Origin of the sequence: Fibrobacter succinogenes (assembly GCF_902779965.1) — a bacterium.
Lineage (GTDB): Bacteria > Fibrobacterota > Fibrobacteria > Fibrobacterales > Fibrobacteraceae > Fibrobacter > Fibrobacter succinogenes_F.
Genome location: NZ_CACZDK010000017.1, coordinates 85,344 through 102,152, shown reverse-complemented (window position 1 = coordinate 102,152; position 16,809 = coordinate 85,344). Strand labels below are relative to the sequence as shown.

Annotated in this window: 13 protein-coding genes; 9 read left to right on the top strand and 4 right to left on the bottom strand. The window is 48.8% G+C overall.

Translation table 11 applies throughout. The annotated features are described in order from the left end of the window. Positions 1-199: 199 nt before the first annotated feature. Together HUF13_RS09220 and HUF13_RS09215 are read right to left on the bottom strand one after the other, a co-directional pair. Positions 200-1,084 carry a hypothetical protein gene (locus HUF13_RS09220; protein WP_173474849.1) on the bottom strand — a complete coding sequence of 295 codons (885 nt, stop codon included), beginning with the start codon at positions 1,082-1,084 and terminating at the stop codon, positions 200-202. A 24-nt stretch (positions 1,085-1,108) separates the two neighbouring features. Beyond that, on the bottom strand, positions 1,109-1,828 hold the full coding sequence (locus HUF13_RS09215) for a hypothetical protein (RefSeq protein ID WP_173474848.1): 720 nt from the start codon (positions 1,826-1,828) through the stop codon (positions 1,109-1,111). On the opposite strand from HUF13_RS09215, the gene HUF13_RS09210 reads away from it, so the two are divergent. Next, entirely contained in the window at positions 1,823-2,314 is a 492-nt protein-coding gene (locus tag HUF13_RS09210; RefSeq protein WP_173474847.1) for a peptide chain release factor-like protein, read from the top strand. The two genes, HUF13_RS09215 and HUF13_RS09210, sit on opposite strands and share 6 nt — an antisense overlap. A gap of 279 nt (positions 2,315-2,593) precedes the next feature. Next, positions 2,594-3,841, top strand: coding sequence for a lamin tail domain-containing protein (locus tag HUF13_RS09205; RefSeq protein WP_173474846.1), 1,248 nt, complete (start codon positions 2,594-2,596; stop codon positions 3,839-3,841). Positions 3,842-4,025: 184 nt separating this feature from the next. Here the strand turns inward: HUF13_RS09205 and HUF13_RS09200 are convergent, their stop codons facing one another. Together HUF13_RS09200 and ruvX are read right to left on the bottom strand one after the other, a co-directional pair. Then, positions 4,026-4,484, bottom strand: coding sequence for a hypothetical protein (locus HUF13_RS09200; protein ID WP_173474845.1), 459 nt, complete (start codon positions 4,482-4,484; stop codon positions 4,026-4,028). A 389-nt stretch (positions 4,485-4,873) separates the two neighbouring features. Beyond that, a complete protein-coding gene (gene ruvX / locus HUF13_RS09195; RefSeq protein ID WP_173388267.1) occupies positions 4,874-5,287 on the bottom strand; it encodes a Holliday junction resolvase RuvX in 414 nt (137 codons plus the stop codon). A gap of 90 nt (positions 5,288-5,377) precedes the next feature. Here ruvX and typA point away from each other — a divergent pair, with 90 nt between their 5' ends. From typA to HUF13_RS09160, 7 genes are all read left to right on the top strand, one after another. Then, positions 5,378-7,213 carry a translational GTPase TypA gene (gene typA / locus HUF13_RS09190; RefSeq protein WP_173474844.1) on the top strand — a complete coding sequence of 612 codons (1,836 nt, stop codon included), beginning with the start codon at positions 5,378-5,380 and terminating at the stop codon, positions 7,211-7,213. Positions 7,214-7,553: 340 nt separating this feature from the next. Then, positions 7,554-8,858 (top strand): histidine--tRNA ligase, encoded by a 1,305-nt coding sequence (gene hisS, locus HUF13_RS09185; protein ID WP_173474843.1) that lies wholly within the window; start codon positions 7,554-7,556, stop codon positions 8,856-8,858. 112 nt (positions 8,859-8,970) lie between these two features. Beyond that, complete coding sequence (locus HUF13_RS09180; RefSeq protein ID WP_173474842.1) at positions 8,971-10,608, top strand: hypothetical protein; 1,638 nt, start codon at positions 8,971-8,973, stop codon at positions 10,606-10,608. Continuing rightward, positions 10,609-12,483 carry a GDSL-type esterase/lipase family protein gene (locus HUF13_RS09175; RefSeq protein ID WP_173474841.1) on the top strand — a complete coding sequence of 625 codons (1,875 nt, stop codon included), beginning with the start codon at positions 10,609-10,611 and terminating at the stop codon, positions 12,481-12,483. 22 nt (positions 12,484-12,505) lie between these two features. Further along, on the top strand, positions 12,506-14,356 hold the full coding sequence (locus HUF13_RS09170) for an MBOAT family protein (RefSeq protein ID WP_173474840.1): 1,851 nt from the start codon (positions 12,506-12,508) through the stop codon (positions 14,354-14,356). 204 nt (positions 14,357-14,560) lie between these two features. Further along, the gene (locus HUF13_RS09165) at positions 14,561-15,349 is read left to right on the top strand and encodes a hypothetical protein (RefSeq protein WP_173474839.1); all 789 of its coding nucleotides are present in this window, start codon (positions 14,561-14,563) and stop codon (positions 15,347-15,349) included. 352 nt (positions 15,350-15,701) lie between these two features. Beyond that, positions 15,702-16,736, top strand: coding sequence for a peptidoglycan DD-metalloendopeptidase family protein (locus HUF13_RS09160; protein ID WP_173474838.1), 1,035 nt, complete (start codon positions 15,702-15,704; stop codon positions 16,734-16,736). Positions 16,737-16,809: the final 73 nt, after the last annotated feature.

Genomic DNA, 16,809 nt, shown 5'->3' with positions numbered 1-16,809 from the left:
GATACAGAAACATGCTTGCATGTTTCTATATCCGAGGCGAACTAGTCATGCCACGAAGTGGAATGACATGCAAGGCGAGCGCAGCAAGAATGAGTATACTCATTCTTATTGCCGAGCCGCAGCAGCCAAGCCACGAAGTGGAATGACAAAGAAGCCGAGTGTCATACCCCACTTGATGGGGCATCTCCTTTTTTTACAACTAGGGTCTTGTAATGACCATTTCGAGGAATCCATTCCCCGTTGTGCGCATTTCGACAACTTCACCGCCCGTAGCTTTGGCCTTAAAGAGCGTTATGTAATCGGGACGAACCCCCTTGGAGAGAATCATTTCGATTTCCTTGGGTGTAATCATGAACTTTTTGTTCCACTTTTCCATGTACCAGTGCCATGGTTGCCAGTTGAAAATGCCACGAGTCGACTGGACAAAAGCGCGGAGCATCAAAGAATATTCATATTTCAAGAAACCGAGATAATCATTCACCTCCGCATGCTTTTCGACAATTGTTTTTGTCGCAAAATCAGTATCGTAACGGAGCGGAGTTTTATCGGGATTATCGTAGCTAAAACGAATGAACTTGTCAGAAGCCGTAATCTTCAAATTCGAGCGATCGAGGTGTTCGAACTGGTTTTCTGAAATTTGTTTGTAATCCCTGAACACAACATCGGGAGTAAGGACCTTGTTAAGTTTGAGCGGAACAGGTTTAGCATCAAGCGCACTTAGTTCGTAAAAGACAAGGACCTCGCCTTTTCCCTTCGGCAAAAGAACCGAAAGCAAAGGCTTTTCGCGTTCGGTAATGAGCCAAACCATCTTGGGCTTGTTCGGGGAATTCAAAATCGGGTCGAGCACCTTCATCAATGACGGATCGCGAACGCCGTTCACGTCCCATTCCATCCATGTTCCCGTTCCCCCAACAGAATCCAAAACATCAAAGAGGCGACCGCCTACAAATCCTTCCTTCGCTTCGACCGCACCATAAATTTTATTCGATGAAGCGCTATTCGAAACCGCCGACTTAGAAGGTGCCGCCGTAGCAAATACCGCAGAAACAAGAACAAGAGCGCAAGTCGCAAGAAGTTTACGCATAAACTCTACACCTTAAAATTTCCGTTAAAAACCAATCGGTTCAAAGAGCGATTCGTCGAGGCGAGAATACTGCAAGTGGTACTTTTTGTCGAGCCAGTAAAGAGCAAGTTTTGCGCCCGTCCAGTTTTTCTTGGCGGCAGTTGCTTCAATGCCCTTCGTGATAAGCGGCAACGTTTCGATAAGGTCGAGTTTCCACTTGGTATCATCCCAAGTGAAAAGCATTATCGGCACCTTCGGGCTCTTGGCAAGCCCAACGCTTCCGCGATCGTTCTTGACTTCGAACGGGCCCATGTTCACGCGGTCCACCAGATCCAAGAATCCGCTATTATAAAGGAGCAAATAGAGCATGCGGTAATCGGTAACATCCCAAAGATGTTCGCGTTCAAAAAGCCTGTAAAGCACGATGGCATAAGCCTCATAGAACTGGCATGTGTCCATCGCGGCAGCATCATAAGACTTGGCATGACTTTCGAGTTCATCGAGCCAGGCTTCCGAAGGATCCGTCAAAAAGTCAAGTAAAATATCGGACGGTGCGCGATTCTTAACCGATTCCTTAAAAACAGTGAACATGCTTTCGAGCATGGCAAGTTTATCCGCTTCTTGAGCCTTCACCTTGGCATCACGGGTAGCCGCAGTTTCGGGAGATTCCTGAGAAGAGCCGCCAGAAGAACCGGCGCAGCCCGCCATAAAAGCAAATACGCTTACCAAAAGAGCTAGAACTATTTTATTTTTCAGCACATGCATCGCGATACCTACCTGAAAATGAACCTAGATGAACTTTTACGAGTCTGCTCCTTGAAAGGTTATCAAGGCAGTGGCCCCGGCGGCCAGCACAGGAACAAGACCAATACCGGCGTTCATCTTTCGTTACAACAATATAATTTAGAAATTAAGTCTTCCGAGAGCAGAAGCGCAAAAGAGAACAAAATTCACGCCCTACACCGCATGCAAATGGCGCTCGCATTAAACGTCCGAGAAGAACCTCCGGCTGTGGAGATGAAATTTCCGGGAAGCAACGGGCATATCCAGCCGAGCAACCCGCAATTTCCGCTGTTCGTCGCCCATGTCTTTGACATTATGGCGACAAAGAATGGCGATACAAAAGCCGCAGCCGCGGCGTTCGGGCTTAGCCCGAGTGCGCTTGTGAAAATTCTCAGGCAAGACAAAGCCTGCGCCGCAAAACTGCAAGGCAACCGCGTAGAAAACGGGAAGAGCAAATTGCACCTGTAAAATGCAACAAGAAAGAGATGCCATTCCCATACGCGGATCATGCTCACATAAGTGCTAAATAGCATTCAAGGCGAATGTCGCGACAGTCTGCATGCAGACTGTCATGATCGAGCCGAAACTGCTGACGCGAAGCGTCAACCACTAAGTAATCAAAGAGTTCGGGGACGGGCATGACAAGGGAAAAATGTATTTAGAAAATTTTACACAAATTTTTCCGGACAAAAGCCAGAAAAAAACGTGTTAAAGAAGTAGGACCAACCAAAACAAACAGGAGGTTATATGAGTCCTACATTCAAAAAACACGTCTGCCGTTATGCGGCTACAACTCTCACCGCTCTTGCCCTGTGGAATTGCTCCAGCGATTCTTCGCACGACGATTCCATCCAAGCCTTCCAACTCGGAACGCAAGCCAACGTCGCCCTCAACTTGGACTACTCTGATACACCGCTAATCGACAGCCTTGTGCTCGATTGCTATGGACCGGACACGCTACACTTTGTCCATTCCGTTGAGAAAAAGTTGTTTAACCTTGATGTTTTCCCAAGCGATGAATGGATTTTCAAAGCCAAGCTCTACGCAAACGGAACATTGATGCAAGAAGGTGAAATCACAACCGCACTCGAAGCCGGCGCTACCATCAACCTGAAAATTCCAATGCATGCCCTTGTCGGTTTTGTTTATGTGGAAGTTCCCATCGGTTTTGGAAACCCTGCCGGCATCAAGAACGGAGAAATGAAACTGACGAGCAAAGACGAATCGTACTCCTATCCCATGGTATTTGATTCCGACAATGTATCGTTTACAAGTGGCGACCTCAAATTGAATCGCGAATACCATATCACCATCACGATGCAAGACGAGAGCGGAAAGAATATTTTCAGTTTGGAAGACAACTTTATGCTCGACGAGAACTCGCCTATCCCGAACTTCCAAATAGCATCACTCCGCAGCAAGATTGCACTTGCAATCGAACTAGCCAAAGATGTGAACGTACAAGTAAAGCTCAAACTCCCTGCAACTAAGCGCACTCCGGTCGCAAACGACCTTATCATGAGTGAATTTTTCGTTGTTGCAAACGACAAAGATTCTTCGCAATACAACTTTGTGGAGTTCTACAACGGCAGCACAGATACGCTGGTGCTAGACAAGTGTACGCTCGGTAAAACATCAAGCGTAAACGGAGCAGCCGAAATCGATGCGTTAGCACTCCCGCCAAACGAAGTTCTTGTGGTAGGCAATCGAGAAACAGCCAATATTGCAAGCATCTACAAGTATGCCGAAAACATGCCGCAATTCGGTAAAACGTCCGGTTCAATCGTGCTGCAATGCGATGGCACTGTACTCGACTCGCTTTATTACGGTAAGTCCGATTCGCTCCATGTTGCACCGATTTCTATCGGTTCGTCTTCGGCAACGGCCCCCAAGAGTTCGCAGCTTAACATTGGGCTGTGGAACAAGCGCAACGAACCGGATTCTTGGTGCACAGGCGCCCCGACACCGGGAAGCATTTCCGCCTGTGGGAATTAACGTTCAATACAAATCGTCACTGGATCCCATAGGGTCGAGGATGACGGCTCCAGGATGAAAAAATCGGTCGTCCCATTTTGGGGCGGCCGTTTTTTTACCATATGACGATGCCCGCTCAGCGGCGGGCATGACAGGGTTGTTGACGGCGGGAACTTCCGACTTCCTACCGTCTACAGCCTACTATTTAAGCGTGAATCTGCGAGCTGGCGCGTTCGATGTCGAACAGGCGGCGCAGGTTTTCGGCCTTGGCTGGTTCGCGTTCTTCGGGGAGCGTGAGTGGAGCCATGGCAATTGCCACCAAGATTGAGCCCGGATAGTTGTTCACACGCTTGATGAAGTCGCTCACAGAAACGCCTTCGGTGTAGAAATCCACGACAAACGTATCCCAATCGTCTTCTTCGAGCTGCTGGAGCGCATCAGCTTCGGTCTTAACCGTCTTGATATAAGCGCCAACAAGCAAATCCGAAAGGACTTCGAGGCATGCTTCACGGCGGACATCGTCTTCTTCCCAGATAAGGATGCGGCGATCGCTGTAGTCACGGACTTGCGGAACAAAGTTTTCTTCGGCGTTCAATGCATCGAGCATCGCACCGTTGGCTTCGTCCATTTCTTCATCATCAAAATTATCGATTTCTTTAGCCATGTTGTAAATATAGTAAAAAAGTGGTTAGTAGACAGTGGTTGGTGGTTAGGAATTAGGTTACAGGTGACAGGTTTTAGGGGTTAGGTTTTAGGAGTTTGGTATTAGGAGTGTATTAGACGAAAGACGACAACCAAACAAGGCGAGCGACGCGACCAACGCAGTTGGGCATGGCCGAGCCGAATGGTTGGTACATGAGCAAAGCGAATGTACAAAGACGAAAGACGAAAGATTTTTCATAGAATCCGTGCGAAGCACCATTATTCCACTTTCGTCTTTGCACAAGTGCCAAATGCCCGGCTCAGAAATAGCCTTGCAAGCAATCCTACTTCATTCGCCTAACGCATTTGTAGTCTATAGGCTCGCAGAGCCGTTCTTTCGTCTATTCAGGGCTAGCCCTGCTCGTCAAACCAGCGCTGGAGTATAATCGCAGCGGCGGTGCGGTCGATAATGGCCTTGTTCTTCTGTTTTTTCTTTTTGCTCATGTACGAGGTAAATTCCTGCGCCTGCACGCTGGAATACGATTCGTCCTGCGTATGGATTTTCATTCCCGGGAAGCGCAGCGCCAAATCCTTGATAAAAGCCTCAACGACTACGTTTTTTCCGTCCTTGCGGCCATCCGGGTGGTACGGCATCCCGACCACAAATTCGTCAATCTTGTTGATTTTCACCAGCTGGTCCAGACGCTCGAACAAGTTCGTTGTCTTCTGGTCAATCGTCTCGCGAGAAAACGCCATTTTGAGTTCGGAATCGCCAAATGCGACCCCGACACGATGCTCTCCGTAATCCAAAGCCAAGTAATTCACGCCCTAAATATAGAATACGAACGCTAAATATTGCATTTTTCCGCTCATTTTTCTATCTTTGCGCCGAAAATTAAAGCCAAACGGTAAAATATGGATCAATCAAAAATCAGAAACGTTGCCATCATCGCCCACGTTGACCACGGTAAAACGACCTTGGTGAACCAGCTCCTCAAACAGTGCGGAACCTTCCATGAAGGTGAAGAAATCGTGGACCGCGTGATGGACTCCGACAACCTTGAACGCGAACGCGGCATTACCATCCTCTCCAAGAACACGAGCGTGATGTACAAGGGATACCGCGTGAACATCGTCGATACCCCGGGGCACGCCGACTTCGGTGGCCAGGTGGAACGCGTTTTGGGTACTGTCGATGGCGTTCTTCTGGTTGTTGACGCATTCGAAGGCCCCATGGCCCAGACTCGCTTCGTGACGAAGAAGGCTTTGGAACTCGGACTTACCCCGATTATCGTCGTGAACAAGATCGACCGCGACGGCTGCAACCCGCTCCTCGCTCTCGACAAGGTCTTTGACTTGTTCTGCGAACTCGATGCTACCGAAGAACAGCTCGATTTCGACAGAGTTTTTGGCAGTGGCCGTAAGGGCATTTGCCGCGCCGAACTTGAAGACCCGGATGGCGACTTCAGCATCTTGATGGACAAGATTATCGAACGTATTCCGGCTCCGAAGGGCGATCCGAATGCAGAACCGCTCCTCCAGATTGCCTCCCTCGAATACTCCAGCTTCTTGGGTCGTTTGGCTGTAGGTCGCGTGCAGCAGGGCGTGTTCAAGCCGAACCAGACCTACGCTCAGGCATTCCCTGACGGAACCGTCAAGAACGTCCGTCCGCAAAAGCTCCTCCGCTACGAAGGTCTCACCCCGAAGCCGGTTGAAGAAGCTGGTCCGGGCGAAATCATCCTCATCGCAGGTCTTGACTACTTCGATATCGGTGATACGCTTTCTTCTACGAACAATCCAGTTCACTTGCCGCGTATTCACATTGACCCGCCGACAATTTCTATGCTCTTCACCGTGAACACTTCGCCGCTCGCAGGCAAGTACGGTGGAAAGTTCATGACGGGTAACCAGCTCCAGGAACGTTTGGAACGCGCCCACATGGCTGACCCCGCCCTCCTCGTCGAAAAGGCCGAAGGTGCATCTACATTCAAGGTTTCTGGCCGTGGCATTTTGCACCTCACGATTCTCGTCGAAAACATGCGCCGTGAACTTTATGAATTCACCATCGGGTCTCCGCAGGTCATTTTCCAAAAAGACGAAAGCGGCAAACTTTTGGAACCGGTCGAAGACTTCAAGGTCGAAGTTCCGAACGAATTCAGCGGCGCTTGCATCCAGGAAATCCAGCAGCGCAAGGGCGAAATGGTCAACATGACCACCGACGAAAACGACCGCGTTTCTCTCGAATTTATCGTTCCCTCCCGTGGCCTCATCGGTATCCGTCCGAAGCTACTCTCCCTTTCCAAGGGTTACGCTGTGACGCAGTCCTTCTTCAAGGAATACCAGCCGTACAAGGGAGAAATTCCGTCTCGTATCAACGGTGTTCTCATCGCCAAGGAACCGGGCGAAGCAGCAAGCTATGCTCTCTCTAACTTGGAAGATCGTGGCTACCTCATCATTGGTCCGGGTGCCGAAGTTTATCCGGGCATGATTGTGGGCGAACACAACCGCGACGTCGATATCACCGTGAACGTCACGAAGGGCAAGCACCTCACCAACATGCGTTCGAAGTCCGCTGACGACATGATCCAGCTCACGCCGTACCGCCGCATGACTTTGGAAGAATGCGTCACCTTCATCAACGAAGACGAATGCATCGAAGTCACTCCGGAAGTGCTCCGCATCCGCAAGACCGAGCTCGACCCGATCAAGCGTAAGCAGATGTCCAAGCGTCCGGCTGAAGACGACGACTAGTAGAAAGTAGGCGGTAGACAGTAGGAAGCATTGCAACCTGCGGTCATTTTAAAGCCGAAAACATCAAACTTAAGAAGCACCCTGCGGGGTGCTTTTTTGTATTCATCTCGCGAACATTTCGAACAACATATCTCTAGAATATTTCAGCCCGAAAATGCAAGCAACAATTTTTCCAATAAACCACATTGCGATTTGAAAAAACTTTTTTTGATTCCGCGCCACCCCACAAACCAAAAGTTTTCGGTAAATCAGAACGAAACGAATCCAACGCATTTCAAATAGCATTTCTAGTAACTGGAATCTAATAATTAGTAACTATTTTTCTAAATTTCACCGCACTATGAGTATTGCTATTCCTCAACTGCCTAAGGGCACACGCGATTTTTATCCGGAAGCTGAACGCATCCAGAATTACATTTTTGACACCTGGCGCAAAGTCGCCGAATCTTTTGCCTACGAAGAATACGAAGGCCCGATGTTTGAACATCTGGAACTGTACACCGGAAAATCCGGCGAAGAAATCGTAAGCCAGCTTTACAACTTTAAAGACAAGGGCGACCGCGAAATCGCACTCCGCCCGGAAATGACGCCGACGCTCGCCCGTCTCGTGATTCAGAAGGCCCGCGAACTCAAGAAGCCGTTCAAGTGGTTCTCCATGCCGCGCCTGTTCCGTTACGAAAAGGCTCAGAAGGGTCGTCTCCGTGAATTTTTCCAGCTGAACATGGACATTATCGGCACCGAAAGCATCTACGCCGAAGCAGATTTGCTCGCTTCCATCGCAACGATGCTGCGCAAGTTCGGCCTCAAGGACAACGACTTTGCCATTGGAGTTTCGAGCCGCAAGCTCCTCGCCACCTACCTCGAAGAAATTGGCGCACCGAACCCGGCGCTCGTTTACCCGGTGCTCGACCGTCGCTTGAAAATCGGTCCAGAAGCTTTTGCCAAGGCACTTACCGAAGCAGGACTTTCCGAAGCTCAGATCAAGCAACTCGATGATTTCATGAGCTGCAAGTCTATTGAAGAAGTTCGCGCCGCCGTAAAGAGCGAAAACGCAACGGCAGCCCTCAAGGAAATCGAAGACTTGTTCGCAACGCTTGCCGCAGCTGGCTTTAGCGAATGCGTGAACCTCGACCTTTCCATTGTGCGCGGCCTCGCCTACTACACAGGCATCGTATTCGAAGTGTTCGACAAGGGTAAATCCATGCGCGCTATCGCTGGCGGTGGACGTTACGACAGCCTCACCGAAAAGCTCGGTGGCGACCGCATCCCGGGCGTTGGCTTTGGCATGGGCGACGTTGTGCTCGCCGACCTCCTCCGCGAACGTGGACTTTTGCCGAGCCCGAAGCAGCATGTGGACTTCTACATCGCAAGCTTCACCAACGACATGAAGAAGATTTTCGAAACGGCCCAGGTGTTCCGTGCCAACGGGAACTCTGTTTCTCACCCGCTTGCCACCATGAAGATGGGCAAGCAGCTGGAACAGGCAAATTACCAGGGCGCTTCTATCGTCATTTATGTCGATGGCGACAAGGCAGCCGAAGGCCAGTTCGAATTCAAGGACCTGCGCGACGGCACCATGCACGTGGGCGACGTAGCCGCGATTGTTGAACGCAGCAAGATGGTTATCGAACCGAAGAAAGTCTAGTTTTCCTAACGACTCCATACAAGCCCAAAACTTGTATGGATCCTCCTTTGGAGGATGACTGCATGGGAAAATTTCTAGTAACTAGTAACTCAGAACTAATAACTTAATCTGCATGACACCTGTAAAAGTACTACTCAGCATCCTTTCGTTGTTCTTAACTCTCGGGGTGATGGCTCTTGCCTACCCCGAAGACGGAATCCACATTGGCGATACGACGCTCCGCTACCCGAAGCTTTCTCAAGTTTTCGAGAAGGCAGAAACAAAGACGGACTCCGCCGGAAACGAGGTCAAAGTCGAGCAGGTGGATCCGGAAGAAGCCATCCGCCAGATGATGGAAGAGACAAAGCAAAAGCAGTTTGCGGCATTTTCGGATTCCCTCAAGTATTACGAGGATTTCTTTAGAGAAGGACGCACACGCTTTGACTTGCCTGGCGACGACCTGACGTGGTTTGACCGATTCTTCCAGAGCTTGCAGAACGCACAAAAAGATTCCACCACCGTTCACGTGATCCACTACGGCGACTCACAGCTCGAAGAAGACCGCATTTCTTCCACAATTCGTGAAGACTTGCAGACGGAATTTGGCGGTAACGGTCCGGGACTCCTCCCTGCAGTGATGCACATTCCATCGCAATCGACATCGCAATGGAACAACGGAGACATGAAGCGCTATATCATCTTTGGCCCCAAGGAAGAACAAGCAACTCATAATCGCTACGGACCACTTGCCCAAGTGGGCGAACTCAACGGTTCTGCAGTCGTCGGCATCAAGAAACGCGAAAGCAAGAAAGATATGTTCCCGCATGTCGGCGGCTATTCCACTATCAAGGTACTCGCCGGCAAAAAAGGCAACCTGAAGTTGCGCCTCACATACGAGCACATGGTTAATGATTCCGTGGGCGTCAACGCAGATGGCACGACCAAGTACAAATTAAAGAACAAGAAGGAAACGGCAGACGCTCCGGCTTACGAAGAACTCAACAAGCTGAGAGTTTATACATGGAAACTTCCAGATACGACTTCGAACATCAAGCTTTACTTGAGCGGACGCACTGAGATTTACGGCATTTCCGTTGACGGCGAATACGGCGTCGCTGTTGACAACGTTGCAATGCGCGGTAGCTCGGGTACAATTTTCCACAAGATTGACAGCGAATTGCTTGCAGAATCCTACAAGGCAGTCAATGCAAAGCTTATCATCATGGAATACGGCGGCAACATGGTGCCGAGCATGACGACCAAGACTTTGGACTGGAGCAAAAAACTCATTACTAGACAAATTCAAGCCGTACAAAGAGCAAATCCCGAAGCAGACATTCTCTTTATCGGTCCGGCCCACATGGCAAAACAATTTAACGGGAAATGGCAGACATACCCGGGTCTTGGCATTACCATCAAGATGCTTCGCGAAGTGGCGCTTGAAAATGGCCTTGCCTACTGGGATATGCACCGCGTGATGGGCGGCGAAGGATCCATGATCAAGTGGGTCAAGAAATCTCCCCCGCTCGGCTTTACCGACCACGTCCACTTTACACGCCGTGGTGCCGCCTACATGGGCGACCTGTTCTGCTCTTCACTCCACATGTATTACGATTACTACCAGTTCCGCGACAGACACAACTTGAACGATTCAAAGCTCAAGGACATCCGCAAATTCTCGGATAAAAAGAAAGCTGACGCAGACACAACCAAAGTAATTGACCTTAACGAAGAAAAAGCTAAATCCACAGAAACCGGAGGGGGTTTATAAGTGAGAAAGAAGCTTGCCGTTATTGCTGCTATTCTCGGCATTTTTAGCTTCGGTTCCGTTTCCGCGAAGGACATGGAAATTACGCCGGGCTATTATGATGTTGACTTTTCGAAATACGATTTTATTGATACGTCGCTAAACACCATCCAGTTCCCGCAAGGAAATGCGAGCTTTGAGCCTTTTTTCAAGAAGCTTGATACACTTGTTTTCGAGAACAGGGGCAAAGTGAGGATTCTCCACATCGGCGGTTCGCACTTGCAGGCAGACGTTATTTCCGGGCGCATTCGCGAGCACTTGATTAAAGAATATCCAGGTGCTTCGGCGGGTCGCGGATTCGTGTTTCCATATTCGGCTGCAAGAACAAATACTCCGGCAAGCTACGCGAGCTCCTACAAGGGCATTTGGGACAAGAACAAGAACGTCCAGCGTGAAATCACGAAACCGCTTGGACTCCTTGGCATTGCTATTAGCACCAGCGACCCACGCGCAGAAATTACACTCCTGTTGGACAAATACAATTCAGAACCGATCTGGGGAGAAACAAGCTTTAGAGTTTTTGGATTTAGCGACAGCAACAACGTAGAGCCCGTGCTCCGTATCGATTCGATGGATGTGTACGGAACGCTCGATACCGCAAGCCAAAGCTACTTATTCACAAGCCCGCGCCCGATTGATACTATCCAAATCGCATTCCGCTGGGCAGACTCCATAAAGCAAGCCGAAGTTGCCGAATTCATCACGGACTCGCTCTTTAAAGATTCTGTAGCACGAGCCGATTCCCTCGCCCGCGTTGCAGATTCATTGCATCTCGATTCGCTCGGACTTTTGCCGCAAACAAGTTCAGGAGCGCAAACGGCGGCCGATTCCATGTTCCAAGGCGACTGCGAAGACGTTCTCGACACAAACTGCCTCAACCGCGACGAAGATCAAGGCTCCATGAAGGCCGCTGCCGTTGATACAGTTCCACCGCGCCCGCGCTTTACGCTTACAGGCATTCTCGCCGAAAACAATGCTCCTGGCATCACCTACACCAACGTAGGCATCAATGGTGCTAAAGTTTCAAACTACTTCGAAGAAATTTGCCCGTACTTCGAAAAAGAAATGTCGTACTACAAACCGGACCTCGTGATTTTTGCCATCGGCATCAACGATGCAAACGTCGAAGTCTTTAACGACAGGGTTTTCCGCGAAGATTATGACATGCTCATCAAGCGCATCCGCAAGGTGAGCCCCAAAACGGCATTCATCTTTGAAACCAACAACGACTCTTACCGCAAAATCCGCAAGAGAAAATACGTGCAGCACCCGAATGGCGAAGTTGCGCGCAAGGCTTTCTTTATGCTCGCCGACAAGCACAAGGCAGGCGTATGGGACAAGTTCTCCATCATGGGAGGCTTAGGTTCCATGGCTAAATGGGAAAAAGCAGACCTCGCCAAGAAAGACAAGGTTCATTTCAAGACTGCCGGTTATCAATTGCTTGGCGACATGTTCTACAAGGCTTTGATGCAGGCCTATTTCGACCATATCGCCAACCTCCCGGCCGAAGCACCGGTAGTTGCAAAAGCGGAGCCGCCAGCACCAGCGTCAACGCTCCCATCAAAGCAGGCAGCAAGTATCCAGTCCATAACAACATCAACGTCAAAACCTTTAGCGGTACAACAATCCGCCAAAGCAACGACAACTGCGCCAGCCAAAGCAGCGGCAGCAGCACCCGCCAAAACGGCACAGCCAGCTCCCGCGGCATCCATCGCCAAAGCCGATGTGCCCATAACCAAAGTTTTAAAACAAGCGTCCAAAAACACGCAACAACAAATTCAAATTCCATTGAAACCACAAAATACGGAATCAACAGCCACTAAAGCACAGGACAAATAACCGCTCCTAAAGTCCAAATATCATGCTCGACTACATTATCCCCTACCTGACCCGCACATTCGCATTCGACCCGAACTCCCCGCTTCTCTTTACCCAGTTCTATTTCTGGGGATTCTTCGCGGTCGTATTCGCCATTTTCTCGTTCATACATAGCAAGCTTTTGTTACGCAACGCATTCCTCTTTGCGACAAGCTTGTTCTTCTATTACAAGACGAGCGGAAGTTACGTATGCATCCTCATCTTCTGCGTCATCGCGAACTTCTTCATTGGCAAGTGGATTGAAAAGTCTACTGAAAAATGGAAAAAGAAAATGTTGATGATCATTGTGGTCATCATCGACTTGCTCGTCCTTTGCTATTACAAGTATTCCTACTTCTTCCTAGACGCGCTTTACGACTTTACCGGCATCGAACTCCACGTTTACAACTTCTTTGCCGCTGCAAGCAACGCCATGTTCGGCACGCATTCGCTCGTCGATCAGATTATCCTCCCTGTGGGCATTTCGTTCTTCACGTTCCAGGCAATGAGCTACTGCATCGATATTTACCGCGGCAAGATCAAGGCTGTCGATAACATTCTGAACTTCGGCTTTTACCTTTCATTCTTCCCGCAGCTCGTGGCAGGCCCGATTGTTCGTGCCGACAAGTTCGTTCCGCAACTCTACAAGCCGTACTTCCTCCCCCGCCGCGCTTTCGGCATGGCTGTGTTCTGGATTTTGAACGGCCTTGCCAAGAAGATTATCTTGAGCGACTACCTCGCCACGAACTTTGTGGACCGCGTTTTCGACACTCCACTCCTGTTCACCGGCCTCGAAAACCTCATTGCACTTTTCGCTTATTCGCTCCAAGTTTATGCGGACTTCTCGGGTTACACGGACATTGCGATTGGTGTTGCACTCCTCATGGGCTTCCGCTTGCCGCAAAACTTCAACAGCCCTTACAAGGCAAAGAGCCCGACCGAATTCTGGCGCCGTTGGCATATTTCGCTTTCTAGCTGGTGGCGCGACTACTTGTACATTCCTCTTGGCGGTAACAGAAACGCAACCGTAGGCACATTCTTCTGGATGGGATTCTTGAGCCTTGTGGCCATCCTTCTTTCTGGAAGCGTGTGGGTCGGCGTTTCGCTCGGCGTATTCTTCATTTACATTGGCATTTTCGCCTACTTCAAGCCAGAATCCCGCAAGACAATTACCACGAACATGAACGCCATGGCAACGCAGATTGTTGGCGGTTGGTGGCATGGCGCCAGTTGGAACTTCATCATCTGGGGCGGTTTGAACGGCTTTGGCCAGGTGTTCAACAAGCTCTGGGTCAAGCGCAGCGCAACGGTACGCGCCTCGATTGCACTCGGGTTCTTTGCATTGAGCGCCATCCTCTACAAGCACTACACGATTCCTATATGCGCAATTACCGCCGTATGGTTTGGCGTACTCTTTGTAGGTATTTACTCGACCATCATTTATCACTTGTTCTGCAACAAGGCTTTGCCATGGCTCAGTACAGCATGGAACGTTACGCTTACGTTCGTGTTCATCACGTTCACACGTCTCTTCTTCCGCGCAGGCTCGAACCTCGACCCGGCAGAAGCAAACGAAGTCGCATGGAACACGGCAAAGAACATGGTGCACCAGATGGGTACCGCATGGCGCTGGGACACAATTTACCCCATCGCGATGGAACACATCAACATCATCCTCGTGTTTATCGCAGGCATGCTCATCCACTGGATTCCGAAGAAGTTCAAGTCCCGCTACCGCATCACGTTTGCATCGCTCCCGATTCCGGCGATGGTTGCAGTAACGGCGTTCATCATCTTCGTAATTTACCAGTTCATGAGTGCAGATAGCTGCCCATTCATTTACTTCCAGTTCTAGCGGCAAAGCAGCAGTAGGAAGTAGGCGGTAAAAGCATCGTATTCCTGAGTGGAAACTCATCCCCGATCTGTTCGGGGATTTTTTGCATATAATACACCGCACTGATTTATCTGTATAATTTATTAGCAAAAAAAATGATTTTACATAAATCATTCATTCTAGCACCTTCTATTTATTTAGTTTTATTGATTAGAAGAAGGTATAATGTTCAAAAAAATCCATAACATTTTAGGGAAAATATTCCTCGCGTGCACCGCTTTTTTCTGGTTCGGTTGCACCGACTCAAACAGCGAATTTCCTGTAAATCTGCCCAACCAAGCCAACGAAAATTCTTCATCAAGCGAAGCTTTTTCTTCCAGCGAGCAGCGTTCATCAAGTGCAGAACTATCTTCGTCAACCGAGGCCCGTTCAAGTTCTAGCGACGTACAGACAAATTCAAGTGTTTCTAATAATGTTCCTTCCAGTTCATCAAACACCCCTGCAAGCTCATCTAGCAAACTTACTCCAAAAGATTTACCCAAAGTATCTTTTCTTGATATCGATCAAATTATAAACAAAAACCATGCCCTCTCCGATACAGCGGGTTTAATGGGCAAAAAAGTTTCCGCTTCGGACTATTGCAGAACAACATTGCAGGGAGTTCGATATAACTTCTATGATAGTGCTTTACCCACTTCATCCAGAAACACCGCAAAAAGGATGATTAATGACGAACTGGATTCTCTTCTTGAAAGCCCTCAAGCAGTCACATATTCAGAAGAAAAACAAAAATGCATCCTCGATTTAAAATACAGTTCGTGGGAAGGACTTCCAGATTATGGGATTCCTATATGGTATTCTTGCGAACATGAAAACGAGGGCAAAGATTCCGTAAAAATTGATGAAGCATACATCAGGGCGCTTGAAGCCAGAAACGAGCTTTTTTACGAAGAATACATGGATGTTTTCAAAGAAACAGTCAATAAAGCGGTTCGCTGCGACTCACTGGAATAGCTCGAAACAAACCGAGCTAAATTAGAAAAATCAACGAAAAAATTGACAAATATGACACGTAAGTCGTTGATACATCGAGAGTTACAAAAAATTTTTATTACCAAAAACCATTTTTTTAGAAATTGCGCGCATTTCGCATAGAATAAGGCGTCCGAACAATATTTTACATTCACAAAACACGACATTTTGACCATTTTAAGAGAATTTTACACTTTTAAACAGCTTCTTTTTACTACAACAAGCTTATATTAATGCTTCTTGTTAATATCTCGTTAAAATGTGACAGAAATCTAGTGACAAAAACGATTAAAATGAGTATTATTTGACCCATATATATAATACAAGAATTTTTATGAAGATTAAAACTATACTCATTGCAGGAGTCCTGCCTATCGCTCTTTTTGCGAAAGACGACGATATGGCCGGAAAAATCGTTCCTCGCTTGGTTGATTCTAAAAGCACTGAATTAACCAGTTCTATTGAAAATCTTGCCAGCATCGACACTCAGGATCCTTCCGTTGGAAAATTTGTCATCACCGAAAGCAATTTTTCCAGCAAGAAAATTAAGCCCAAAAAGCAAAGCAAGACTAAAGCACCGGCCAAGGTTTCCAAGGTCGAAACAAATGACCTAGGCACCGAAGAAGGCATCAATAGCGATAGCCTCGATACAGAAGAAGCCGCACGCGAATACGCCGAAGCCGATGCAGATATCAAAGCAACGACAGATTCTGCATCCACAGGAGCTCCGGCCAAGCTGTTCGTCCTAGACATGACGACATCCATAATCCCGACGACAAGCCGCCGCGTCGCAGGACACTACGGTCCGCGCAAGCACCGCATGCATCGCGGAGTTGACCTTGGCCTCTGCCACGGCGAAGACCGCACGATTGTTGCCGCTTTTGCAGGCAAGGTCGTCAAGGTCCGCAACCAGGGCCGCCGCAAGGGTTACGGCCGTTACGTGATTCTCGATCACGGCAATGGACTTACAACGCTTTACGCCCACCTCGAACGCTGGAAGGTGAAGGTTGGCGATGAACTCCAGGCTGGCGATACCATCGGTATTGGCGGCAACTCGGGTCGCTCGTTCGGCGCACACTTGCACTTTGAAATGCGCTACAACGGCGTTTACATCAATCCCGAAACCGTTTACGATTTTGCAGAAGGCACTTTCAGAGACATTTCTATCACACTCGATACAGACAAGCTCCAAGAAGTCGAAGCCGCTTACCAAAAGGAAATCGGCAAGAGCAGATTCTATAGAGTTCGTCGTGGTGATTGCCTCGGAAAGATTGCACACAAGTACGGCACATCAATCGAACAAATCAAGCGCTTGAACAACTTGAAGTCCGAAAAGATCCGTCCGGGTCAAATTCTTCGCTGCTCGTAATTAGCAGTAACTCGAAACAAGAGTTTCTATACTCCATTTAACAGCCCCTGGATTCCGGGGGCTGTTTTTGCAT